This is a genomic window from Lysinibacillus sp. FSL P2-0066, from assembly GCF_037969495.1.
GTDB classification, from domain to species: domain Bacteria; phylum Bacillota; class Bacilli; order Bacillales_A; family Planococcaceae; genus Lysinibacillus; species Lysinibacillus boronitolerans.
This window is the reverse complement of sequence record NZ_CP150202.1, coordinates 536,235-560,381: the sequence shown is the minus strand read 5'-3', so window position 1 is coordinate 560,381 and position 24,147 is coordinate 536,235. Positions and strand designations below refer to the sequence as shown.

Here is a 24,147-nt window from a genome sequence, read left to right as displayed (position 1 = left end):
GACAACTTTTTTGACTATTTAAATGTTGCGCCGATAAAGTCACGGAACAATGGTTGTGGACGATTTGGACGTGACACTAGCTCTGGGTGGAATTGACATGCTACAAAGAAATTGTTTTCTGGTAGCTCAATAATTTCAACCAATTTGCCATCAGGGCTTGTACCTGAGAAGACAAGGCCAGCTGCTTCCATTGCCTCACGATATTCATTGTTAAATTCATAACGGTGACGATGACGCTCATAAACAAGCTCTTTCCCATAAGCTTTGCTTGCTTTCGAACCATCTTTTAATTTACATGGATATAAGCCTAAACGTAAAGTACCACCGATATCCACAGTATCATTTTGATCTGGTAGGAAGTCGATAATTGGATACTCTGTATTTGCATCAAGCTCTGTAGAATGAGCACCTTTTAGACCAAGAACATTACGTGCAAATTCTACTGTTGCTAATTGCATACCTAAACAAATGCCTAGGAAAGGAACATTATTTTCACGTGCATATTGCGTCGCTAAAATTTTACCTTCAACACCACGATCACCAAAGCCGCCTGGTACTAAAATAGCGTCAGCACCTTTTAATAGCGTGGCAACATTGTCAGCATCAACGTGTTCTGCATTAATCCAGTCAATTTCAATATCAGAATTAAATGCATATCCTGCATGCTTTAATGCCTCAACTACAGAAATGTAAGCATCTTGTAGTTCTACGTATTTCCCTACTAATGCTATCTTTCTTTTATTTGGTAAGTTTTTCACTTTTTCTACAAGTTCACGCCATTCTTCCATGTCTGCCTCTGGTGCTTCAATGCCAAAATGATCTAAAACAATATCATCTATATCTTGCGCATGCAGGTTTAATGGTACTTCATATAAATGCTCAGCATCACGAGACTCAATAATTTCATGTGGTTGAACATCACAGAATAATGCTAATTTCTCTTTCATATCTTGTGGTACTTCTTGCTCTGTACGGACTACGATAATATTTGGCTGAATACCTAAAGAGCGTAATTCTTTAACAGAATGCTGTGTAGGTTTTGTTTTAAGTTCACCAGCTGCTTTAATATAAGGAATAAGCGTACAGTGTATATACATTACATTGTTATGCCCTAAATTTGTTTTCATTTGGCGAATGGCTTCTAGGAATGGTAATGATTCAATATCACCTACTGTTCCACCAACCTCTGTAATGACAACGTCTGCATTTGTTTCACGACCAGCACGTTGAATACGATCTTTGATTTCGTTTGTAATATGAGGAATTACTTGGACAGTTCCACCGTTATAATCTCCACGACGTTCTTTCTGTAATACAGATTGGTAAACACGACCTGAAGTTACTGTAGAATGTTTCCCTAGGTTAATATCAATAAAACGTTCATAGTGTCCTAAGTCTAAATCAGCCTCAGCACCATCATCTGTTACAAAAACCTCACCATGTTGATAAGGACTCATCGTACCTGGGTCAATATTGATATATGGGTCAAATTTTTGAATCGTAACTTCTAACCCACGATTTTTTAATAAACGGCCCAAAGATGCTGCAACAATCCCTTTTCCAAGTGATGATACAACCCCACCTGTTACAAAAATATACTTCGTCATGAATAAATTCCTCCTTATGATGTTCTAAAATATTAGTGCGTTTAGGGGGGATCAGAACCATTTACATTCTAATACCCTAAAAAAAGAAAAGCCGAGAATGTCTACAAAATGTAGTCGATTCGAAGCTGTAATCGGTTCTATCTCTTTTCCACTTTCCTTTAAACCATAAAACTCTAATAACTTTTCAGTCACCGTTTACTATACATCATGAATAATTAAAAACATTTATATTCATATCGGTATTAAAAGTATGGGAGAACTAAAATGATTAAAGTTAAAAACAAAAAAACGCTCCTCCTGCATAGGTTTGCAGGGGGAGCGTATTATATACACGGTCTTTCTCCTTCTTTTAAGGAGCCCAAGTAAAAGATTAAACGTAACCGCGATAGAAGTCAAGATTTTTTGCTTCTAGCTTAAAAGAAAGAAAATTCTAAGAGTACTGTATTAGATCTCTTCCTCTTCTTCTTCAAATTCTTCTTCCTCTTCATCAATAAACTCTTCATCGATTTCTTCATCAATTTCTTCTAGTTCTTCATCGTCAAAGTCGATATCTTCTTTATCGTCATCTTCTTCCTCAAGATCCTCTTCATCAATGAACTCTTCAAAGTCTTCATCAAAGTCGATATCTTCTTCATCTAAGTCTACATCTTCATCAAGATCTTCATCATCAAAGGCAGCTTTAGATTTTTTCTTTTGAGTTTTAACAGAAGGTGCTGTTTCTTCTTCGATTTGCTCTACTTTAAACCATTCACGTAAGCCCCAGCCTGCTTCTTGATTATATAAGAAGCGACCATCAATATTGATATCTGTATAAAATTGTAACAGACGGGATTTCATTTCTGCATCACTGTAGCCCACAAGCTCTTGAATTAATTTTAATAAATCATTAAAAGACACTGAGGCACGTTTTTCATTTAAAATTGCATAAGCTAAGTTAATTAACGATTCTTCTGTTAATTGTTCCTTTGTCATTTCACGAAAATTCAATTCGTGCACTTCCTTTCCCTCGTCACAATGGACGTTTTAAAATTACATGGTGCTTTATTCTCCAAGCGCAGCAAAAAAGGCCACGCAAAAGGTACTTTCCATACAATAAGCATAATACCCATTATATACAAAGTTTTAGCCCCTTTGCTAGCTTCAATTACTGTTTTTTATATTACGCATTTTTTTTATTCCAAGATAAAACAAATAGACAGATAATAGTAGTAAAGGAATAGCGCCAATTTGCTTATTATACAGGAAAAAGGCTCCCAATACTAAAGCTAATATAATTATGTAGTGAATAGCTGATTTCATCCTCTACTGCGCCTCCCCTTTTTTTACATTTCTATTATAACGAAAATAAAAAGAAGTGCCTAATCTTAAGACTAGACACTAGAAATTAGAGAAGCATGATGCTTGAAGTAGAATACAAGAAGTTTTGATCAACCTTGCTTACATATTACGACGATATTGTCCGCCAACTTCATATAAAGCTTTTGTAATTTGCCCTAAACTTGCTACTTTTACTGACTCCATCAGCTCAGCAAAAATGTTACCATTATTGACAGCCACTTCTTGTAGACGTGCAATCGCAGCTTCACTTTCCTCTTCATGTGCTTTCCAAAAGGCTTGTAAATTACGAATTTGCGTCTCTTTTTCTTCTGTCGATGCACGAGCAATTTCCATATTATCTATATCAGCATCTGAAGGTGGATTTGGGTTCAAGTAAGTATTAACACCAATGATTGGTAACTCTCCTGAATGTTTTAACATTTCGTAGTACATAGATTCTTCTTGAATTTTACCACGTTGGTATTGTGTTTCCATAGCTCCTAACACACCGCCACGATCATTGATACGATCAAACTCTTCAAGAACCGCTTCTTCCACAAGATCTGTTAATTCTTCAACAATAAACGCGCCTTGTAGTGGGTTTTCATTTTTTGCTAGACCATGCTCTTTTGTAATAATCATTTGAATTGCCATAGCACGTCTTACAGATTCCTCCGTAGGTGTAGTAATGGCCTCATCGTAGGCGTTTGTATGCAATGAATTACAGTTATCTTGTAATGCCATTAAAGCCTGTAATGTTGTACGAATATCATTGAAATCAATCTCTTGTGCGTGTAAACTACGCCCAGACGTTTGAATATGATACTTTAGCTTTTGAGCGCGCTCATTCGCACCGTATTTATCACGCATTACAATCGCCCAAATACGTCGTGCGACACGACCGATTACTGTATACTCTGGATCTAGTCCATTTGAGAAGAAGAATGATAAATTTGGTGCAAAGTCATTGATATTCATGCCACGACTTAAATAATACTCTACATACGTAAAGCCATTAGCTAAGGTGAAGGCTAATTGAGAAATAGGGTTTGCGCCAGCTTCCGCAATATGATAACCCGAAATGGAAACAGAATAATAGTTACGTACTTTATGGTCTATAAAGTATTGCTGAATATCGCCCATCATACGTAAAGCAAACTCTGTTGAGAAAATACATGTATTCTGTCCTTGATCTTCCTTTAGAATATCGGCTTGCACTGTTCCACGTACAACCTGCAATGTTTTTTCACGTGTCTCGGTAAACTCTTCAACTGTCAAAGTTCGTCCTAGCTCTTGCTCACGTAATTGAACTTGTTGATCGATTGCTGTATTCATAAACATTGCTAAAATAATAGGTGCTGGTCCATTAATAGTCATTGATACAGATGTAGACGGTGCACATAAATCAAACCCTGCGTAAAGCTTTTTCATATCTTCTAGTGTACAGATCGATACACCTGATTCTCCGACTTTACCGTAAATATCTGGTCGGTAATCTGGGTCCTCCCCATACAATGTCACGGAGTCAAAGGCTGTAGATAATCGTTTTGCATCATCATCCTTCGATAAATAGTGGAAGCGTTTATTTGTACGTTCTGGTGTTCCCTCGCCAGCAAATTGACGCTTCGGATCTTCACCCTCACGTTTGAATTGGAAAACACCTGCCGTATATGGGAATTCTCCAGGAACATTTTCTTTATAAACCCAACGCAAGATTTCACCATAGTCTTCAAACTTCGGTAATGCTACTTTTGGAATTTTCGTGCCAGAAAGACTAGTTGTTTTTAAGATGGTACGAATTTCTTTATCGCGAACTTTAGTCACAAACTCATCACCAGCATAAGCTTCTTTTAATGCCTGCCAATTATCCAATATACGCTTGGATTCTGCTGTTAATTCATCTCTAACACCTTCTGCTAAAGAAGTAAGCGATGCCACAAGCGCATCATCTGGCGCTTTTTCTTGAACTGCTGCAATAGCACCTTCTAATTGGAATAGTCGTCGAGCAAATCCCACCTGCTGCTCTGTTTTTTTATGATAGCCGCGGACAGTGTCCGTAATCTCACGTAAATAATAACGGCGATCGTTTGGAATGATAACATCTTGCTTTTGCGTTTTCGCAAATTGCTCATAGCTTGTTTCCCAATTAAAGCCTGTTTTTTCATTAATTATTTTAACGAGGGCGGCAAATAATGCATTTGTTCCTTTGTCATTAAATTGGCTAGCAATTGTACCGTAGACTGGCATGCTATCAAGTGATTCATCCCAAAGCTCACGTGAACGTTGATATTGTTTTTGTACTTGTCGAAGGGCATCCTCTGAGCCTTTTCGCTCAAATTTATTGATCGCAATAACATCTGCAAAGTCAATCATATCGATCTTCTCAAGTTGTGTAGGTGCACCAAATTCGCTTGTCATGACATACATGGATAGATCCGTGTATTTAGTAATTTCGGCATCACCTTGACCAATTCCACTTGTTTCTACGATGATTAAGTCATAACCTGCTACACGTACTACATCTAGCACATCACCAATTGATGCAGATAATTCAGTACGTGAGCCACGTGTTGCTAAACTACGCATATAAACGCGGTTATTAAAAATAGCATTCATACGAATACGATCCCCAAGCAATGCTCCACCCGTTTTTTGCTTTGTTGGATCAACGGATAGGATGGCTACACGTTTATCTGGGAATTCTTTTAGGAAGCGGCGAATCAATTCATCCGTTAAGGATGATTTCCCTGCACCACCTGTTCCCGTAATCCCCATTACAGGCGTACCCTTTGAAAGCTTTCTTGCCTCTGCTAGCATTTCTTTCGTAGCTTCATCGTCATTTGACTCAGCTGCTGTTATTAGATTGGCTAAAATCTCAGGCGTCTCTGTCGTTAAAGCCTTTAATTTCTCTAAATAATTACCTGTTGCAGTCGGAAAATCTGTTCCTTTAATTTGTTCATTAATCATTCCCTGTAGCCCTAAAACACGGCCATCCTCTGGTGAGAATATCCCTGCAATACCATACGTATGAAGCTCTTTAATTTCACGTGGTAAAATAACTCCTCCACCACCGCCATAAATTTTAATATGTGGTGCTCCTTTTTCACGCAGTAAATCATACATATATTTAAAGTATTCCATATGTCCGCCTTGATAAGAAGAAACAGCAATCCCTTGTGCATCTTCTTGTATCGCAGCATTCACGACTTCTTCAACAGAACGGTTATGACCTAAATGGATTACTTCTACACCGCTCGATTGTAAAATGCGTCGCATAATATTGACTGAAGCATCATGTCCATCAAAAAGACTCGATGCTGTCACAAAACGTACGTGATTTTTTGGACGATATACTTCTACCTTTGTCATATGAAATCCCCACTTTCTCCCCTTATTAAATAAAAAAAGCCAGCAATTGCAATATCGCTATATGCAATTGCTGACAAACCCCTTACAAAATATTAGAACCCCTTTATGCCTGAAATGAACAAGGTGATTTGCATGTCAATGAATTCGTCTATAGAATGCTGACGATGTAAAGCCCATTTGCGGAACGCCCAACTTTGTCCTGAAACAACTAAGTTATTGGCTGCTAAATGGATTTGCTTGTCTGTCATTGTTAGTTCGCCAGACTGCACGCATCGCTGTAATAAGCGTTCAAATGTGGCAACCATTTCAAATTCTTTACTAAAGACATAGCGTTGTGCTTCTTTTGACAATGATTTTGTTTCTTGATACATGATTGTTAGCTCATCAACCATACTATCGATTTGCAGGAAGTATTCCCGGATCATTTCTTTTAGCTCATCAATAGTTCCTGCTTTAATCTCATAACTTGAAAGACGCTCCATTGCATGGTGATAGATACTGTCACAAACAAGGTATAGAACATCTTCTTTCGTTCGAATATATTCATACAAAGTACCGATACTAAAGCCAGCAGCTTTTGCAATCTCTCTCGTCGTGGCACGGTGAAAGCCTTTTTCTTTAAATAACTTAATAGCTCCTTGAATCATTTGTTCACGACGAATGGCGATTAGATTTTCATCTTTTACGGTTGACTGGACTTGGGGCCTTTTATCTTTTTCAGTCATCAATTATTTCGTTAGCATACGCGAGATTACAAGACGTTGAATCTCCTGCGTACCTTCGTAAATTTGTGTAATTTTAGCATCACGCATAAAGCGCTCTACTGGGTAATCTTTTGTATAACCATAGCCACCAAATACTTGAACCGCCTCTGTCGTTACACTCATTGCTGTATCGCCAGCCATTAATTTCGCCATTGCAGATGCCTTACCATATGGTAGGTTATTAGATTCTAACCATGCCGCCTGGTATGTAAGAAGTCGAGAAGCCTCTATTTGAGTTGCCATATCTGCTAATTTGAAGGAAATACCTTGATTTGCAGTGATCGGTTTACCAAATTGCACACGTTCTTTGGCGTAGTCAACTGCTGCATCTAAAGCTCCTTGTGCAATTCCTACTGCTTGAGCCGCAATACCATTACGTCCACCATCCAGTGTCGTCATCGCAATCTTAAAGCCTTCCCCTTCAGCTCCTAATAGATTTTCCTTTGGAACACGACAGTTATCAAAAATAATCTCTGTTGTTGGAGATGAACGAATTCCTAATTTCTTTTCTTTCTTCCCTACAGAGAAACCTTCAAATCCAGCTTCCACGATAAATGCGGATGTGCCATGTTTTGCTTCTGGATCTGTTACTGCAAATACAATATATGTATCTGCTACTCCACCGTTCGTAATAAAGATTTTTGAGCCATTTAAAATATAATCATCGCCATCACGTTTTGCATAAGTTTTCATGCCGCCCGCATCAGAGCCAGAGCCAGGTTCTGTCAAACCATAGGCACCAATATGTTTACCTTCAGCCATTGGGCGAAGATATTTTTGTTTTTGTTCTTCTGTACCGAACTTGTAAAGAGGCCAACCTGCCAGTGAAGTATGTGCAGATAAAGTTACCCCAGTCGAAGCACAAACACGTGATAGTTCCTCAACAGCAATGACATATGCAAGGTAATCAAATCCTGCACCACCATATTCCTCAGGCCATGGAATACCAGTAAGCCCAAGCTCCGCCATTTTGTCGAAAATCGCACGGTCAAATTCTTCATTTTCGTCACGTTCAGCAGCTGTTGGCGCCACTTCATTTATAGCAAAATCACGAATCATTTCACGTAATTGTTCATGCTCTTCTGTTAACTGAAAGTTCATTGTCCATTTCCCCTTTTTAGTTAGACTCTGTTTTGTGTTACCTGATTATTGTTAGGTTGGATTGAGCGCTTCTCTCACTTTTTAGAGCAGATATACACCCTCTATGAGCGTGTCTCCCTCACTCTGGAATGATTCCACCACTTTGTACCATTCCTAATATCAGGCTTTATTTCAGTAAATGTTTACTAATGACTAGTCGTTGAATTTCACTTGTACCTTCATATATTTCTGTCACCTTTGCATCGCGGAAATAGCGCTCTACTGGATAATCTTCCGTATAGCCGTAGCCGCCAAATATTTGAACAGCTTCTATTGCCGTTTGTACCGCTGTTCGTGATGAGAAAAGTTTAGCCATTGAAGCTTCTGCTCCACATGGTAAACCTTTTGCACGTAAATCAGCTGCACGATAGACTAACAGTTTTGCAGATTCAACAGCCGTTGCCATATCCGCAAGCTTAAAGCCAACACCTTGTTGTGCGGCAATCGGCTTGCCAAATTGAATGCGTTCTTTAGCATAAGTAGTAGACGCCTCTAGTGCCGCCTCAGCAATTCCTAACGCCTGTGCCGCAATGCCGATTCGTCCAACATCTAAATTGGCCATCGCAATTTTAAAGCCTTCTCCCTCTTCCCCAAGTAGGTTGTCGGCTGGAATGCGACAATTATCGAATGTCAGCTGAACTGTACGTGAGCCGTGTAAGCCCATCTTATGCTCATCTTTTCCGATGATTAAACCAGGTGTTCCCTTTTCAACAATAAATGCCGAGATACCCTTTGTTTTTTCAGCTGAGTTAGTAGAGGCGAATACAATATACACATCAGCTTCTCCACCATTTGTAATAAATACTTTGGAGCCGTTAATCACATATTCATCACCATCACGCACTGCCTTTGACTGTAAAGAGCCAGCGTCTGAGCCTGCACTTGGTTCTGTTAAACAAAATGCGCCTAAATATTCGCCTGTTGCAAGCTTTGGTACATAACGTTTCTTTTGTTCGTCATTCCCAAAGTAAATAATTGGATTCGTTCCAACTGAAGTGTGGACGGATAAAATAACACCCATTACAGCGCTTACTTTTGATAGTTCATTAATCGCAATAATATAAGATGTAAAATCCATACCAGAGCCACCTAAGTGTTCTGGAGTCGTAATCCCCATTAAGCCAAGTTCACCCATTTGCTGTAGAAGCTCACGTGGAAATTCTCCCACTTCCATTCGCTCCACCCATGGTTGAATTTTTTCCTGAGCAAATTGACGAACCATATCGCGCATCATAATTTGCTCATCTGTAAATTGCAAATGCATCTATAATGTCACCCCTCTAAGTTGTCCCAAAACATCTAAATAACCCCATCCCCATAGGATTATTCGTAAACGTAAAAGCCTCTTCCTGATTTCTTACCTAGCCAGCCAGCCGCAACATATTTACGTAACAGTGGACAAGGGCGATATTTACTGTCTCCGAGACCCTCATGTAAAATTTCCATGATGTAAAGACAAGTATCTAAACCAATGAAGTCTGCCAATGTTAATGGCCCCATCGGATGATTCATACCAAGCTTCATCACATCATCAATTGCTTCTTTTGTCGCTACACCTTCGTAAAGTGCGTAAATCGCTTCATTAATCATTGGTAGTAGGATTCGGTTTGAAATAAACCCTGGGAAATCATTCACTTCTACAGGTGTTTTCGATAATTTAACCGTCATCTCTTCAACAGCTTTGTACACTTCATCTGTTGTTGCTAAGCCTCGAATGATTTCGACAAGTTTCATAACTGGTACAGGATTCATAAAATGCATACCAATTACTTGCTCTGGACGTTTTGTTACTGCTGCAATTTCCGTAATAGGCAGTGAAGATGTATTCGTAGCTAAAATAGCATGTGCTGGCGCAATGCCATCAAGTTGCTTAAAGATAGACTGCTTAATTTCCATATTTTCTACAGCTGCTTCAATGATAATATCTACATCACTAGCATCCTGTAAATCTAGTGACATACTAATTCGACCTAGAACAGCAGCCTTCTCATCTTCTGTTTTACGACCTTTTTCTACATCACGTGATAAATTTTTCGTAATAACCCCTAATCCACGCTCGAAAAATTCTTGTTTGATATCGTTCAATTTCACATCAAAGCCTGCTTGTGCACAAACTTGGGCAATGCCAGAGCCCATTTGCCCCGCACCAATGACCATTACCTTTTGAATTCCCATTAGTTCAGTCCCCCTGTTTTTGGTACTTCAATCATAATTGCATCACCTTGACCGCCGCCTGAACAGATTGCAGCAATGCCGATGCCACCGCCACGACGCTTCAATTCCTGTGCAAGTGTTAATATTATACGTGCACCAGATGCCCCAATAGGATGACCTAAAGCAACTGCACCACCATTAACATTCACTTTTTCCGCATCTAAATCTGCCAACTGCTTGCTAACTAAAGCAACCGCCGCAAAGGCTTCATTGATTTCAATTAAATCAATATCTGCTAATGATTTATTGGTCTTTTTCAGTAATTTATTAATAACAAGACCTGGTGTTTGTGGGAAGTTTTCAGGCTCAAGCGCAAGCTCTTCATGACCAATAATTACTGCCAATGGTTCTCTACCTTCACGTTTTGCACGTTCCTCACTCATGACGACAAGTGCACATGCACCGTCGTTAACCCCAGGTGCATTACCTGCTGTAATCGTGCCATCCTTGTCAAAGGCTGGTTTTAACTTCGCCAGTATTTCCAAAGACGTTCCTGCTCTTGGCGCCTCGTCTATATCAACAATAAGTGGTTCACCTTTTCGTTGAGGAATCTCTACTGGTACGATTTCTTCAGCAAAATAACCTTTTTCAATTGCCGCTAGCGCGCGTTCATGACTGCGTACTGACCAAGTATCCTGTTCTTCTCGACTTAGCGAGAATTCTTTAGCTGTTGCATTACCATAGCTACCCATATGCGGTCTTGCTTTATCGAAAGCACATGTTAAGCCGTCATATAGCATGCCATCTACCATTGTAGAATCTCCCATACGCAAACCGTTTCGACCATTCAGAAGATAATATGGTGCATTGGACATAGATTCCATGCCACCCGCAATAATCACTTCTTCGTCCCCTAAACGAATCAATTGATCTGCTAATGTCACCGCACGCATCCCTGAAGCACAAACTTTATTGATTGTTTCTGTTTTTACTGCTGTTGGTAAATTGGCCTTCAGTGCAGCCTGTCGAGAAGGAATTTGACCCTGTCCCCCTTGTAAAACAGAACCTAAAATTACCTCATCCACTTCTTCAGGTGCAAGATTTGCTTTCTCTAATGCCCCTTTGATTGCAATCGCACCTAAATCACTTGCATGTAATGCTGATAATGAACCTCCAAATTTACCAAATGCAGTTCTAGCTCCTGCTAAAATTACAGCTCTATTCAAGTAAAACACCCCTTTTGTTTTACGTTCTCGATGAAGCTGCAAAGCATCATTGACTGAACGCTCGCTCGACTTCTATCGAGGAAAAATGGGAGTTTATTATCTCAACTCCCATTCCCATTTAATCTTATTCTACAAAACAATTTTTTATTGTGCAATTTATATTTTTCAGATAACTAAAATATTTCTGCAATAGCAATCATTTTTCTGCGTTTGCTTCCGTATTCTCGTCTTGTTGAGCATTTTCTATAGATGCTACCACTTCTTCGTATGTTTCTTCTGTTTCTTCTGAAGAAGGATTAACTACCTTTACTTTTTCACCGAACACGGAACGCTCTAGTAATTCTGCAACATCAAATGTTCCAATAGAGTCTTCAACCTCTTTAGCCTTTGTACCATCCTCTAGCATTGTTAGGCAGTAAGGACAGCCCGATGAAATAACTGATGCATTTGTTGCAAGAGCCTGCTCAGTTCGCGCTACGTTAATGCGATTTCCTACATGCTCTTCCATCCACATTAAGCCACCACCAGCACCACAGCACATCGCTGTTTCGCGATTACGTTCCATTTCAACAAGCTTCACGCCAGGGATACCTCGAAGAATTTCACGTGGGGCATCGTACACATCATTGTAGCGGCCTAAATAACAGGAATCATGGAAAACAATCGTTTCATGAACCTCATAGTTTAGCGCTAGACGATTTTCCTCAATTAGCTGATTTAATAACTCAGTATGATGATACACTTCGCCTTTCCAGCCAAAGTCTTGATATTCATTTTTAAAGATATTGTAAGCATGAGGATCGATTGTTACAATTTTCTTCACGTCATTTTTCTCAAACTCATCAATATTCGCTGTAGCCAGCTCTTGGAATAAGAATTCATTCCCTAAACGGCGAGGTGTATCCCCAGAGTTTTTCTCTTTATTACCTAAGATTGCAAACTTCACACCAGCTTCGTTTAATAGGCGACAGAAAGCTAAAGCAATTTTTTGAGAGCGGTTATCGAAAGCTCCCATCGAACCAACCCAGAATAAATATTCCATTTCCTCACCAGATTTTTTTAGCTCTTTTACAGTTGGGATTTGGATTGTTGGATCTAGATCACGCCAATTTTCTTTTTCCTTACGGTTTAAGCCCCAAGGATTACCTTGTCGTTCGATATTCGTCATTGCACGTTGAGCATCAGGATTTACTTTTCCTTCAGTCATTGTTAGATAACGACGTAGATCAATGATTTTATCAACATGCTCATTCATTACTGGGCATTGATCTTCACAGTTACGACATGTCGTACAAGCCCAAATTTCCTCTTCTGTAATGACATCGCCAATTAAAGATGGACTGTAAATATCCTCAATTACAGCACCTTCAGCACCAGCTGCCATTGCAAGTTGATTACCCTTTGTATTGGCAAAGAATTGATAAGGCACCCATGGTTTTTGTTTTGTTACAACAGCGCCCGTAAATGTTAAATGATCACGCAATTTCACGATTAAATCCATAGGAGACAGCATTTTTCCTGTTCCTGTTGCTGGACACATGTTTGTACAACGTCCACATTCTACACAAGAGTATAGATCGAGCATTTGCTTTTGCGTGAAGTCCTGTATGCGTCCTACCCCAATAGAAGGCATATCCTCTTCGCTTTCAGCATTTTCTCCTGCTTCTTCTAAGGCCTCAAAATCAATTGGTGTTAATGTGCCCGTACGATCTAAACGATTCATGTAAACATTAAGTGGACTGACAATTAAGTGGAAATGTTTAGACTGCGGTACGTACACAAGGAACGTTAATAGAATTAAAAGGTGTGCCCACCACATTACATAAAACACGCCAGCGGCAACTGATGTAGGTAGGAAGCCAAAAATAGCAGCAATACTTGAAGCAACTGGCTCCGTATAAGTTAATCCCTCACCATGCCAAATTAATCCCATACCATTAGCGAATAATGTAGATACCATTAATCCCCCAATGAAAATTAATACAAGACCATTTTTCCATCCTCGTTTTAACCGCACCAGCTTTTCAACATAGCGGCGGTAAAATGCCCACACTACCGCGATTAAAATCATTAAAACTACAAGCTCTTGGAAGAATGTAAAGACACCATAGAAAATGCCTAATGGCAGATGTGATTCTGGTGCTAGTCCTTTCCAAATTAAATCAATGGCCCCTAACTGTACCATCAAAAATCCATAGAAAAACATAACGTGGATTAAACCACTCTTTGGATCCTTTAATAGCTTATTTTGACCAAATACATTGACCATAATATAACGAAGTCGTTCTTTAACACTTTCATCAAACTCAACCTTTTTCCCCAATTGCACATACTTATAGCGTGTTTTCAACAGGTAGAAGAACAATCCTACTGCATAAAGCACAACCACGACTGTTAAGACAATGTTAGCAATTAATAATGGACTCATGGTTGGTCCCCCCTTTAGTTTGTCGTAATTTTCTCTCTTTGTGACGAATTTGCTAGTTCATACAGAAATGTACTTCACTTTATCATTATATTCCTATTCTAATAAATGAGTGAGCATTCAGTCAACATAAAACGGAAATATTTCTGATAATTTTATATTCTTACATTTTACAAGAAAAAAAGCCACCCTGAATTTTGATATGCTCCCCATTAGGTAGACAGATTAAAAAATAAAATCTGTTTATCTAAGGGGAGTTTTTTCATGGCTCGAAGTAAGCATACAATTGAAGTGAAATTAAACGTTCTTCATTTATTAAATGAAGGCTATTATTCTATCAACGAATTATGTGAAAAATTCTTAGTAACTAAGCAAACTATTCAAATTTGGAAGATTAAATATGAAGTACACGGAGTAGAGGGACTTATCGAAGCAACCTCTTGGACGAAGTATTCCAAAGAATTAAAACTAGAAGCGGTAGAAGATTATCTTAAAGAAAGGTTAACTTTACTGGAGATTCTCGCTCAATATAAGATTAGCAGTATCTCTGTTTTAAAAAGCTGGGTGAAAAAGTATACTAGTCATAGTGAAATAAAAGATTCGGGTAAAGGAATGAGCCAAACTATGACTAAAGGAAGAAAGACAACGTTTGAGGAACGTATTCAAATTGTCAACTACTGTTTAAAGAGCCAGAAAAATTATCAATTAGCAGCACAAGCCTATGATGTTTCGTATCAACAGGTATACCATTGGGTGAAGAAATTTGAAGCGACTGGTGAAGAGGGATTACGTGATCATCGCGGTCGAACAAAAAATGAAGTTGAATTAACAGCCGAAGAAAAATTAAGGTTAGAAATCAAACGAATCGAGCGTGAAAATGAGCGCTTACGTGCTGAAAATCTATTTTTAAAAAAGTTAGAGGAAATCGAAAGGAGGAGTCACTAAGCCAAATTCGCTTACAACAACGCTATTTAGCAATTCAAGAATTACACCAAGAGGAGAAACTTGCGATTCTTTTATTATGTGAAATCGCGGGTGTTTCGCGCGCTGCTTACTATAAGTGGCTAAGTCGCAAGCCATCTAACAGAGAAGTTGAAAATGAAGCCATTTCAAAGGATATTGATCTCCTTTACCACCAAGTAGATGGCATTTACGGCTATCGTCGTATGACGTTGACAATCAATCGTCAACGAAAAGAAAATAATCAAGCGACGGTTAACGAAAAGCGTATTTATCGTTTAATGCAGGTGAGTGGATTGAAGTCCGTTATTAGGCGAAAGAGAAAGCCTTATCGTAAATCCCCAGCACATCATGTGGCGGAGAACGTATTAAATCGGGCATTTACCTCGGAAAAGCCAAATGAAAAATGGTGTACAGATGTCACAGAGTTTAAGTATGGAAACGGGAAAAAAGCTTATTTAAGTGCAATTATCGATTTATATGATGGTTCAATTGTAAGTTATGTGTTCGGTCATTCGAATAATAATTCCCTTGTTTTCAAAACAATAAAATCAGCTATTCAATCATTACAATCAGGCGAGCAGCCATTAATACATAGTGATCGAGGTTTTCAATATACATCGAAGGGATTTAAACGAATTGTGGAAACAGCCAATATGACACAAAGTATGTCCCGTGTTGGTCGATGTATTGATAACGGACCAATTGAATCATTTTGGGGCACATTGAAGTGTGAGAAGTATTATTTGCATAAGTTCGATTCATATGAAGAGTTAAAACTAGCGATTGATGATTATATTCATTTTTATAATTACTATCGTTATCAGAAACGATTAAACGGCTTGAGTCCTTTAGAATTCAGGGCTCAAGCCGCTTAATACATTTTTTATTATTTCCACTGTCTACTTGACAGGGAGCAGTTCATTTTTCCAAGGTAGCATTTTTTTACTTTCCTTATCAATTTATACTTACAGAATATCATAGATTCAGTAAACGTTTGAACATTGCTAAAAAAAGCAAACAAGCCTCTATCCCTCATAGGGGAAAGGAGGCTTTATTATCTGACCTTTTAATATGACTACAAAAACATTTACTAAATCAAACTTTTATTTTTTAAAAACATTTCCGCTGCGAATATATTCAACATCCGCTACGTTTAAGCGCGCATTTACAACACGTGCAGCTGCAAATAAATAATCTGATAATCGATTTAAATATTTTTGTACAACCTTTGGCACATCTTCAACTTCTTTCATAAGCGTCACCATTTCACGCTCTGCTCGACGTGCAACCGTGCGGGCAATGTGTAAAGTTGCCGCTGCTGGTGCGCCTCCTGGTAAAATAAAACGTTGTAAAGGTGGCGCTTCGTCTGATAAAGCATCTATACGAGCTTCAAGTACTTCAATCGGTTGCTCTGTTAATTTATAATGGCGTTCTTTCATCACATTAGCAAGGTCTCCACCAGCATCGAACAGCTCATGCTGAATTGTTTCTAGGTCTGTTAAAATATCTTTAAAAAGCGCTTGATCTAATTCACTTACAGCCTTCCCAATAAAGGAATTTAATTCATCAATTGCTCCATATGTTTCCACACGTAAACTATCTTTATCAACACGTCCTCCAATAAGACTTGTTTTCCCCGTATCGCCTGTTTTCGTGTAAAGCTTCATTTCTCTCATCTCCTAAAACTGGTTTTTATAATTCCTAATCGCCTGAACTGTTGTTTCATAGACACCCTTTGCAATCATTTTACCAACTTCCGTAATTGGGCCACCATACAGCATTTCTTCCCCTTTTTGAGTTGCAGCAATTAACAGACTATCTGTAGCAGTACCTGTTGCAATGGTTCCACTGCGCTCATCACGAATATTTTCTGATTGCAACGCCTTTGTTTTTGCCTCAGTTGCTGTCATTAATGCCTGAAAAAATGCCTCTTCCGATAAACAACCATTAATGATAACCCATGTATTAATAGTACCAATATATGGCTCATCTTGTCTTTCATGCACCCGAGATACATCAACTGCATTGCCTACGCCAGCTGTTACAGCTACGATTAAACTGCCAAAAGGAGCTGAAAATTCATTAATGGCCACTAGAGCTGTTGGTACTGCTGTTAGCATAACAACAGTATTTGTAGGTGAAAAATTTTCCCTTTTTAAAAAATCACTAACTTCGCTTTTTACATCGCTGATAACATAATCACCAAGAACTGAGCGATTTAATAAGCAATTATGCCAGCCAATACCTGGGTTATGAACTGCAGAGGATACGGTCTTCAAAGGAAGCTCTGCTTGAAGTTTGATATATTGCTCGGTTATCGTAAAGTGCTCTTTTGTAATGACAGCGCGCTGCTGGTAGTTAGTAGCTGCCGGCATCATGGTAATTTGTGGTTTTGGTATTTCAGGATGTGCATATGTAGTCACCCGTGCTTGGTAAACTTCTTCAATTTGAGAGGCAATTAATACTTCATGGGGTACCCCCATTGCTCTCACTTGCCCACTCTCCATAAGTAACAATTCATCACAATAAAGCGACGCTAGATTCATATCATGTAGTACCATAACAACCGTTAAACCACATTCCAAAGCTTCCTTCCGAACCATATCTAAAATTTGACGTTGGTGTGCAATATCTAAATGATTAGTTGGTTCATCCAGTAATAGGATTTCTGCAGCTTGAGCTAAGGCCTGTGCTACAAATACCCTTTGTTGTTCACCGCCAGATAAAAATTCCATCGGTGTATGCTCATATCGCTTTACACCTGTTTGAAGCATAGCATGTTGAACAGCCTGCTCATCTTGTGTAGACCAACTTGAGAAAAAGCCTGTTTGATGCGGATAGCGCCCTAGTGAAACTGCCTCTCTCACACTGTTCGAGAAAGCATTTGCATGAAGCTGTGGTAATACAGCCATTTTTTTCGCCAAAGCACGAGCATTATAAGAAAGAATATTTTGTCCATCAATCGAAATGGTTCCAGCAGTAGCAGGTAAAATACCACTCATTACTTTTAATAATGTAGATTTCCCGCTACCATTCGGCCCTAGAATGCCAAGAATTTTCCCCTTTTCAACGGTAAAACTAATGTCCTTGACGATTGGTATATCTTCATAGCCACCTGATAGATGTTCAACAACAATCATGCCCGTACCCCCTTGCTTCTTCGCTGCTTATAAAAAATATAGGAGAAAACAGGTGCTCCAATAAATGCCGTAATTACACCAATTGGTAGCTCTCTTGGCACAATGATTGTTCGTGCTACTAAGTCGCAAATAATAAGTAATGTTGCACCATTAAAAAAAGATAATGGCAATAAGTGGCGATGATCAGAACCCCAAATCATCCTTGTCATATGCGGCACCACTAATCCTACAAAGCCAATTGTGCCAGAAACCGCTACAGCCGCTCCAGTTAACATGGAGCCACCTGCTAATATCAAATATTTACTGCGCTTTACATTAACACCTAAATGTTTTGCTCGCTCTTCACCATACAACAAAACATTTAGTTCTCGTCTTTGCGTCCATAGCATAATTGAACCTACAATCACAAATGGAATGATCATTTGGACATATGGCCAACCACGCATCGAAACAGAACCAAGTAGCCAGCCTATTACCTGACGTAATTCTTCACCAGATAAGGCAATCATTAATGAAATAAGGGAACCTAAAAATGAACTAAAAATAACACCTGTTAATATCAACGTTTCCATTTTCAATGAGCGGTCTACGAGTCTAGCAAAGCTCATAACAACTACCATCGTGATGATAGCACCAATCATACTGAAGGTTGGCAGCGCATACAAACCGACAACAGGTATAGAAATACTAAAAAAGATCGTTAAAACAGCACCAACAGAAGCCCCTGATGAAACCCCTAGTGTATATGGATCTGCTAATGGATTTTTTAATAAACCTTGGAATGCTGCTCCAGCAATAGCTAGAGATGCGCCTACTAGTCCCGCTAATAACACGCGAGGCAAACGAATTTTCCAAAAGATATTGGCGGCTGTTTCATCAACCGCCTTATTCCACAATACTTCTAGTGGAATATGAACTGAGCCTATTGCTACGCCACACCAGATGCTAATAAGAAGAAGCGTACATGTTAGTGTATAGGCTAGTGCTATTTTTTTCACTTAAATACCTCAGGATAGATCGCTTTTGCTAATTCTTCTAGACCTTCTGCTAAACGTGGTCCTTGACGACTTGTTGTGCTTTCATCTACCTGCACAATCGCATTATTTTTCACGGCATTAATCGTATCAAAGCCCGCACGTTTTGGTATCTTCGTTAAAATATCTGGTACATAATGATATGTCACCACGATGACATCTGGGTTTTTCGCGATAATTTGCTCTGCATCAATTTTATACCAATTATCGCCATCTACAGCTACATTCTCTGCATTGAGCATTTCAAGCATTGCATTCATAAATGTGCCATTACCAGCTGTATAAATATCTGGCTCATCCGATGCTTCAACTAACACTTTTTTTGGTTCAACGTCCTTGACTTTAGTCAAAATTCCTTCTACTTTAGCCTTCATATTAGCGACAATTTTTTCTGCCTCTGGTAATTTTCCTGTAGCACGTCCAAGCTGCTCAATTGTCGTATATGTTTCATTAAAGTCTTGTGCATTTTTTACTACAAATACTTTTAAACCTGCCGATTCAAGCTGTGCAATAGCCTCTTCTGAAAGAGACATGCTAGATTCGTGAGAAAAAACGATATCTGGTTTTAAGGCAATAATTTTTTCAATATCGTATTCCATGCCGCCAACCTTATCCTTCTCAGCTGCCTCTGGTGGATAATCGTCGTTGTCAGTAACACCAACTATTTCATCATTTAAACCGAGTCCAAAAAGAATTTCAGTGTTACTTGGAATAAGTGAAACAATTTTCTCCGGAGGTGCTTCGAGTGTAATGTCCTTACCAAGGGCATCTGTTATTGTCATTGGGAATGTTGCTTCATCCACCTGTGCCTTTTCTTGCTGTGTTTGCTGCTCATTAGCTGGCTTGTTATCCTTTGCTTCCTGTCCACAAGCAGCTAGCAAGCCCACTGCTAAAAATGCTGATAATCCTATTTTCCAAAATTTCTTCATGTGAATCCTCCTTGGTTGATCCGTGCGATATTTCTTATTCTAATCAAAATAATACCCCTCATCTTTGAAAGATGAGGGGTCAAAATCGCACCAAAAAACTGATACAAAATCCACCACCCTATCCTCGTAGGTTGTATGTCGTTATAAAGGCAGGTCTCCTGGCTAGTGCTGCTTGCGATTTTTCAAGCCTTCCCGAAATATTCAGTGGCATCATTTGAAAAAACTCACACTTACAGTGGCGGGACCGCATCGGAATTACACCGATTTCCCTTTTCACTTTACTTAAGTAAAGAACCTTTATAATATTCAGTTGATTTCATTATACATGAAAATGAAAGAAGTCGCCTCCATTCAAGACGACTTCCAAGCTATTATACAATTTCAGAAAAGTATTGGACTGTTTTCATTTGAGCACCCATTTCTCTTAATGACCATGTCTGCTCTAAATAAACGTCCGCAAGTTTTTCATATTTCCCACCAAATTTATGTGCCCATTCAACCGCTACAACACTTTCATAAAGATGAGCCATCTTTTTCGCCATATCTTTTGCTTCAAAAGTTTTCGTCGCTTCGTCTAAAGCGCTAAAGAGTTGTAGTTTCGCAGACATATCCTCCAATTTTTCTTTAACGATTTGTACCAATGAGCTGTCAGCTAATTTGTCTAATCGTTCCTTCATCTCATGTACAAACAATTCATGGGCATGGAACTTATCTACCAAACGAATGAGTTCTAAGGCCAAAATATTAGCCGTCCCCTCCCACACCGTCAACACTTGCGCGTCTCTTAATAAGCGTGGCGTTACAAAGTCTTCGATATAGCCATTACCTCCGTGTAATTCAATTGCCTCACTAGCATAATGAACGGCTTGCTCTGCCGTTTCCTTTTTCATAATGGCAATATATAAACGATTCATAATAAGGTCTTGCTGTGTTCCCTGTCCACTCGTCACTTTATCGTATAACTGAATAAGATCAAAAACTGTCGCTACCTCCACGTGCAACTTAGCTGCAAATTTACCTAAAGCATCCTGAATCATAGGGTATTGTGTTAAGGGCTTGCCAAATGCATGTCGATTGGTTACATAATGTTTTGCCTCTAAGAAGCCGCGGCGCATAATACCAATTGAAGCGACTGCATTACAAATTCTTGATAGATTTAGTGCTTCTAGCATGTAATAAATCCCTTTATTTTGCTCTCCTACAACATAGGCAAGTGCACCTTCAAATTCTACCTCACCAGAGGGAACAGCCCGAACCCCTAGTTTATCTTTCAGTCGGCGAATACGTAGATGATTCGCTGTTCCATCTTCTTTGCGCCATGGAACTGCAAACAACGTTAAGCCTTTGGAACCTGCTGGCGCATCTTCTAGTCGCGCCAATACCATCGCTACACCACACATGCCTGCATTGGAGGCAAAGTATTTTTCACCATATAGACGATACGCAGTGCCATCCTTTCTAGCCTCCACCACATTTGCACCAACATCAGAGCCTCCTTGACGTTCTGTTAAAAATGTCGCACCTTCATATAAATCTGTGTCACCTGTTGCACAAACATGTGGTAAAAAACGCTGCTTTACCTCTTCATCCGCATAATGATCTAATAGATAGGCAGTAGCCATCGTCAATGTTACGGGACAGTAAAAACCAGGCTCTGCATGTGATAGCATATAACCTTGCGCAAAGCTATAAACATAATTACCCTTGTGACCTAGCTGCGGAATATCCTTGTGTACATAACCGACAATCCCTGTATTATATGTCTCTTCAATCGTCTTTTTATAGCCATCATTAACCCAAACCTCTGATATCTCTTCACCATAGGCATCATATCTTTGAAGGCGAGGCTCTCCCTGTCGATCTGTATACTTTGCCCTCGTATCAATATCACCTGCACATAGCTCACCAAAATCTGTTAACTCTCGATGTGCATAGGATAAAAACTCTTTATCTAACATCATTTCTAATATTTTTTGAAGCGTTTCATCCTCGGTAAAAAAGTTCGAAGTACGCATTTCTTCTTGTTGTAATACTTTCATGCTATCTCACCTCTTGCCCCTTCAAAGATTGTTTTAATATTTTGCCTGATGCATTGCGTGGTAGCGCTTCCACTTTTTCGAAAATACGTGGTATTTTAAACTTTGCAAGATGTTCTTCTAAATAAGCTTTCAAAGCTTCCTCATCGATGTCTTGTTTAGCAGAATACACCGCCTTTACAGTTTCCCCCCATTGCGGATGTGGTACACCAATTACCGCAGCCTCGAATATCCCTTCAAAGCTCAATAAACAATCTTCAATTTCTTTCGGATAAATGTTGACACCACCCGAAATAATGACATCCTTTTTACGATCAACGATCCAAATAAAACCATCTTCATCCTTGCGAGCTAGATCTCCTGTTTTTAACCAACCGTCAATAAAGGCTTCATTAGTAGCTACTTCATCCTTATAGTAGCCAAGCATGTTGCCCTCACCCAACAAGACAATTTCCCCCACTTCGCCTACATTTACATCTTCTCCACTGTCATTCACAATACGCAACTCTGTACCAAGTGGCGCCCGCTGACCAATACTTCCTGCCTTTGCTTCATGCTCCTTGCCAAATAATAATGAACCACTTGGACCTGCCTCTGTTAATCCATATACACAAGTCAAATTATTTGTGCGGAATGCCTGCTGAATGAATCGAACCTCACTTTGAGATAACGGTGCCCCTCCATAGACCCACCATTTCATAGAAGACAAATCTGCCGAATGGAGTCTTGGCAGCTGTGCCGTTAATAAATAAGCAACAGGTGCACCAAAGAAATGTGTTGTTTTCTCCTTTTCAATGGAATCAATGAATAAATCGGGTGTAAAAGTTGGTGTTAATACATTTGTTGAGCCTACCAATACACCAGCCATTAAAAATAAATGTAATGGTGCTGAGTGTGTTAATGGCATCATGAGCAAAATACGGCTCTCAGGTTTTACCTCCATTTCAACAGCAATCATTTGCGCCACTGTTAAAATATTACGGTAGCTAAATAACACACCCTTTGGTTTTCCTGTCGTACCAGATGTATATAAAATCGTGGAAGGATCATCCTCCTGCAACTGACAATCAATCGTTTGTGTACTAGCATTTTGTAGCATTGTTTCATACTGATACCATCCTGCTTTTTCTTGACCTGTTTTAATTTTTATCGGAATACCAGCTAGCTGTTCAACTGCTGCAAAAATAGCCTCATGTACGACAATGGCCTTGGCTTCGGCATGCTGCGCCACGTACTCTACTTCCTGTAATGTAAACTTTGCATTGACTGGCACAACGATCGCTCCGATACGCTGAATAGCAAAGTAGCTAACAACAAACTCTAAAACGTTTGGCATAAAAATTAAAACCTTATCCCCCTGCCTTACTCCCTGCTCTAGTAAAGCATGACTGAAGCATGTCACCTGCTGATCTAAATCTTGATAGGTTACTCTTCTGCCATGACAAATAACGGCTTCATTTTTCGGATATTTACGGGCATTACGTGCTAACAAATTGGAACTATTCATCTTGCATCTCTCCCTTAAAAGTCGCTAATTTTTCACTAAACATGCCATGCATTTGTTGTAATTCATGTTTCATCTGCGTCAGCTCAGCTATTTTACTCTCAATCTCTTGAATTTTTTGTTCTCCGTATTCAACCGTTCGCTCTAGTTGCTGAATCCCCGAGCGATCAAAATCAAATAGTAAAACCATCTCTTTGATTTCTTCCAACGAAAATCCGTAACGCTTACCTCTGAAAATAAGCTTGAGCTTCGCCAATTCTTTTTTGGAAAAGGTTCGTTGATTGGTAGATGAGCGATGGGGACAAAGAAGTCCAAGTTCCTCATAATAACGAATTGTCCGCGTAGACACATTAAACTCCTTTGCTACCTCCTGAATCGTCTTCAAAACCATCTCCCCTTTCCTAATTGGCAACAGTATACCATTGACGTTAACGTAAACTTCAACAAAATTTTCGAAATTAACAGAAAAATAAAGTTTGAGACAGCTAATTCCCCACGGTCTATCCCATACTTTTGACACTCTATCCGTCACTTTTACC

Annotated in this window: 17 protein-coding genes and 1 riboswitch; of the genes, 1 reads left to right on the top strand and 16 read right to left on the bottom strand. The window is 39.2% G+C overall.

The genetic code is table 11. The annotated features are described in order from the left end of the window. Positions 1–14: 14 nt before the first annotated feature. The 9 genes from MKZ14_RS02725 to MKZ14_RS02685 form a co-directional block, all read right to left on the bottom strand. The gene (locus MKZ14_RS02725) at positions 15–1,607 is read right to left on the bottom strand and encodes a CTP synthase (RefSeq protein ID WP_333006899.1); all 1,593 of its coding nucleotides are present in this window, start codon (positions 1,605–1,607) and stop codon (positions 15–17) included. A 444-nt stretch (positions 1,608–2,051) separates the two neighbouring features. Next, positions 2,052–2,594, bottom strand: coding sequence for a DNA-directed RNA polymerase subunit delta (rpoE, locus tag MKZ14_RS02720; protein ID WP_088364077.1), 543 nt, complete (start codon positions 2,592–2,594; stop codon positions 2,052–2,054). A 450-nt stretch (positions 2,595–3,044) separates the two neighbouring features. Next, positions 3,045–6,293, bottom strand: coding sequence for a fused isobutyryl-CoA mutase/GTPase IcmF (gene icmF, locus MKZ14_RS02715; RefSeq protein ID WP_016993587.1), 3,249 nt, complete (start codon positions 6,291–6,293; stop codon positions 3,045–3,047). 92 nt (positions 6,294–6,385) lie between these two features. Continuing rightward, on the bottom strand, positions 6,386–7,018 hold the full coding sequence (locus MKZ14_RS02710) for a TetR/AcrR family transcriptional regulator (protein WP_016993588.1): 633 nt from the start codon (positions 7,016–7,018) through the stop codon (positions 6,386–6,388). A 3-nt stretch (positions 7,019–7,021) separates the two neighbouring features. Continuing rightward, positions 7,022–8,158, bottom strand: coding sequence for an acyl-CoA dehydrogenase (locus MKZ14_RS02705; protein ID WP_016993589.1), 1,137 nt, complete (start codon positions 8,156–8,158; stop codon positions 7,022–7,024). 166 nt (positions 8,159–8,324) lie between these two features. Beyond that, positions 8,325–9,461, bottom strand: a complete 1,137-nt coding sequence (locus MKZ14_RS02700) for an acyl-CoA dehydrogenase (RefSeq protein WP_333006896.1) — start codon at positions 9,459–9,461, stop codon at positions 8,325–8,327. A 59-nt stretch (positions 9,462–9,520) separates the two neighbouring features. Beyond that, a complete protein-coding gene (locus tag MKZ14_RS02695) occupies positions 9,521–10,372 on the bottom strand; it encodes a 3-hydroxybutyryl-CoA dehydrogenase (RefSeq protein ID WP_333006894.1) in 852 nt (283 codons plus the stop codon). Further along, the gene (locus tag MKZ14_RS02690; protein ID WP_016993591.1) at positions 10,372–11,577 is read right to left on the bottom strand and encodes an acetyl-CoA C-acetyltransferase; all 1,206 of its coding nucleotides are present in this window, start codon (positions 11,575–11,577) and stop codon (positions 10,372–10,374) included. Before MKZ14_RS02690 ends, MKZ14_RS02695 begins: the two co-directional genes overlap by 1 nt. A 196-nt stretch (positions 11,578–11,773) precedes the next feature. Then, entirely contained in the window at positions 11,774–14,005 is a 2,232-nt protein-coding gene (locus MKZ14_RS02685; RefSeq protein ID WP_016993592.1) for a heterodisulfide reductase-related iron-sulfur binding cluster, read from the bottom strand. Between the two features lie 261 nt (positions 14,006–14,266). On the opposite strand from MKZ14_RS02685, the gene MKZ14_RS02680 reads away from it, so the two are divergent. Then, a protein-coding gene (locus MKZ14_RS02680; protein WP_128568306.1) for an IS3 family transposase occupies positions 14,267–15,840 on the top strand; the annotation gives its coding sequence in 2 pieces (ribosomal slippage) (positions 14,267–14,909 and positions 14,909–15,840; 1,575 coding nt in all). 228 nt (positions 15,841–16,068) lie between these two features. On the opposite strand, the gene MKZ14_RS02675 is transcribed toward MKZ14_RS02680, so the two are convergent. The 7 genes from MKZ14_RS02675 to MKZ14_RS02645 form a co-directional block, all read right to left on the bottom strand. Further along, on the bottom strand, positions 16,069–16,632 hold the full coding sequence (locus tag MKZ14_RS02675) for a cob(I)yrinic acid a,c-diamide adenosyltransferase (RefSeq protein ID WP_004231536.1): 564 nt from the start codon (positions 16,630–16,632) through the stop codon (positions 16,069–16,071). Between the two features lie 12 nt (positions 16,633–16,644). Further along, positions 16,645–18,105, bottom strand: coding sequence for an adenosylcobinamide amidohydrolase (locus MKZ14_RS02670; RefSeq protein ID WP_333006427.1), 1,461 nt, complete (start codon positions 18,103–18,105; stop codon positions 16,645–16,647). Next, a complete protein-coding gene (locus tag MKZ14_RS02665; protein WP_004231533.1) occupies positions 18,102–19,103 on the bottom strand; it encodes an iron ABC transporter permease in 1,002 nt (333 codons plus the stop codon). The genes MKZ14_RS02670 and MKZ14_RS02665 overlap by 4 nt, the downstream gene beginning before the upstream one ends. After that, complete coding sequence (locus MKZ14_RS02660) at positions 19,100–20,068, bottom strand: ABC transporter substrate-binding protein (RefSeq protein WP_036078226.1); 969 nt, start codon at positions 20,066–20,068, stop codon at positions 19,100–19,102. Before MKZ14_RS02660 ends, MKZ14_RS02665 begins: the two co-directional genes overlap by 4 nt. 130 nt (positions 20,069–20,198) lie before the next feature. Continuing rightward, a riboswitch (cobalamin riboswitch) is annotated at positions 20,199–20,382 on the bottom strand. Positions 20,383–20,439: 57 nt separating this feature from the next. Next, positions 20,440–22,107 carry an acyl-CoA dehydrogenase family protein gene (locus tag MKZ14_RS02655; RefSeq protein ID WP_333006425.1) on the bottom strand — a complete coding sequence of 556 codons (1,668 nt, stop codon included), beginning with the start codon at positions 22,105–22,107 and terminating at the stop codon, positions 20,440–20,442. A 1-nt stretch (position 22,108) separates the two neighbouring features. Then, on the bottom strand, positions 22,109–23,611 hold the full coding sequence (locus tag MKZ14_RS02650; RefSeq protein ID WP_333006424.1) for a long-chain-fatty-acid--CoA ligase: 1,503 nt from the start codon (positions 23,609–23,611) through the stop codon (positions 22,109–22,111). Continuing rightward, complete coding sequence (locus MKZ14_RS02645; protein ID WP_244905044.1) at positions 23,604–23,993, bottom strand: MerR family DNA-binding transcriptional regulator; 390 nt, start codon at positions 23,991–23,993, stop codon at positions 23,604–23,606. The genes MKZ14_RS02650 and MKZ14_RS02645 overlap by 8 nt, the downstream gene beginning before the upstream one ends. Positions 23,994–24,147: the final 154 nt, after the last annotated feature.

Bases quoted from the DNA above. Each gene is read 5' to 3' on its own strand.
- MKZ14_RS02725 (WP_333006899.1), bottom strand. From the start codon at position 1,607: ATGACGAAGTATATTTTTGTAACAGGTGGGGTTGTATCATCACTTGGA.
- icmF (WP_016993587.1), bottom strand. From the start codon at position 6,293: ATGACAAAGGTAGAAGTATATCGTCCAAAAAATCACGTACGTTTTGTG.
- MKZ14_RS02710 (WP_016993588.1), bottom strand. From the start codon at position 7,018: ATGACTGAAAAAGATAAAAGGCCCCAAGTCCAGTCAACCGTAAAAGAT.
- MKZ14_RS02705 (WP_016993589.1), bottom strand. From the start codon at position 8,158: ATGAACTTTCAGTTAACAGAAGAGCATGAACAATTACGTGAAATGATT.
- MKZ14_RS02700 (WP_333006896.1), bottom strand. From the start codon at position 9,461: ATGCATTTGCAATTTACAGATGAGCAAATTATGATGCGCGATATGGTT.
- MKZ14_RS02695 (WP_333006894.1), bottom strand. From the start codon at position 10,372: ATGGGAATTCAAAAGGTAATGGTCATTGGTGCGGGGCAAATGGGCTCT.
- MKZ14_RS02685 (WP_016993592.1), bottom strand. From the start codon at position 14,005: ATGAGTCCATTATTAATTGCTAACATTGTCTTAACAGTCGTGGTTGTG.
- MKZ14_RS02675 (WP_004231536.1), bottom strand. From the start codon at position 16,632: ATGAAGCTTTACACGAAAACAGGCGATACGGGGAAAACAAGTCTTATT.
- MKZ14_RS02670 (WP_333006427.1), bottom strand. From the start codon at position 18,105: ATGATTGTTGTTGAACATCTATCAGGTGGCTATGAAGATATACCAATC.
- MKZ14_RS02660 (WP_036078226.1), bottom strand. From the start codon at position 20,068: ATGAAGAAATTTTGGAAAATAGGATTATCAGCATTTTTAGCAGTGGGC.
- MKZ14_RS02655 (WP_333006425.1), bottom strand. From the start codon at position 22,107: ATGAAAGTATTACAACAAGAAGAAATGCGTACTTCGAACTTTTTTACC.
- MKZ14_RS02650 (WP_333006424.1), bottom strand. From the start codon at position 23,611: ATGAATAGTTCCAATTTGTTAGCACGTAATGCCCGTAAATATCCGAAA.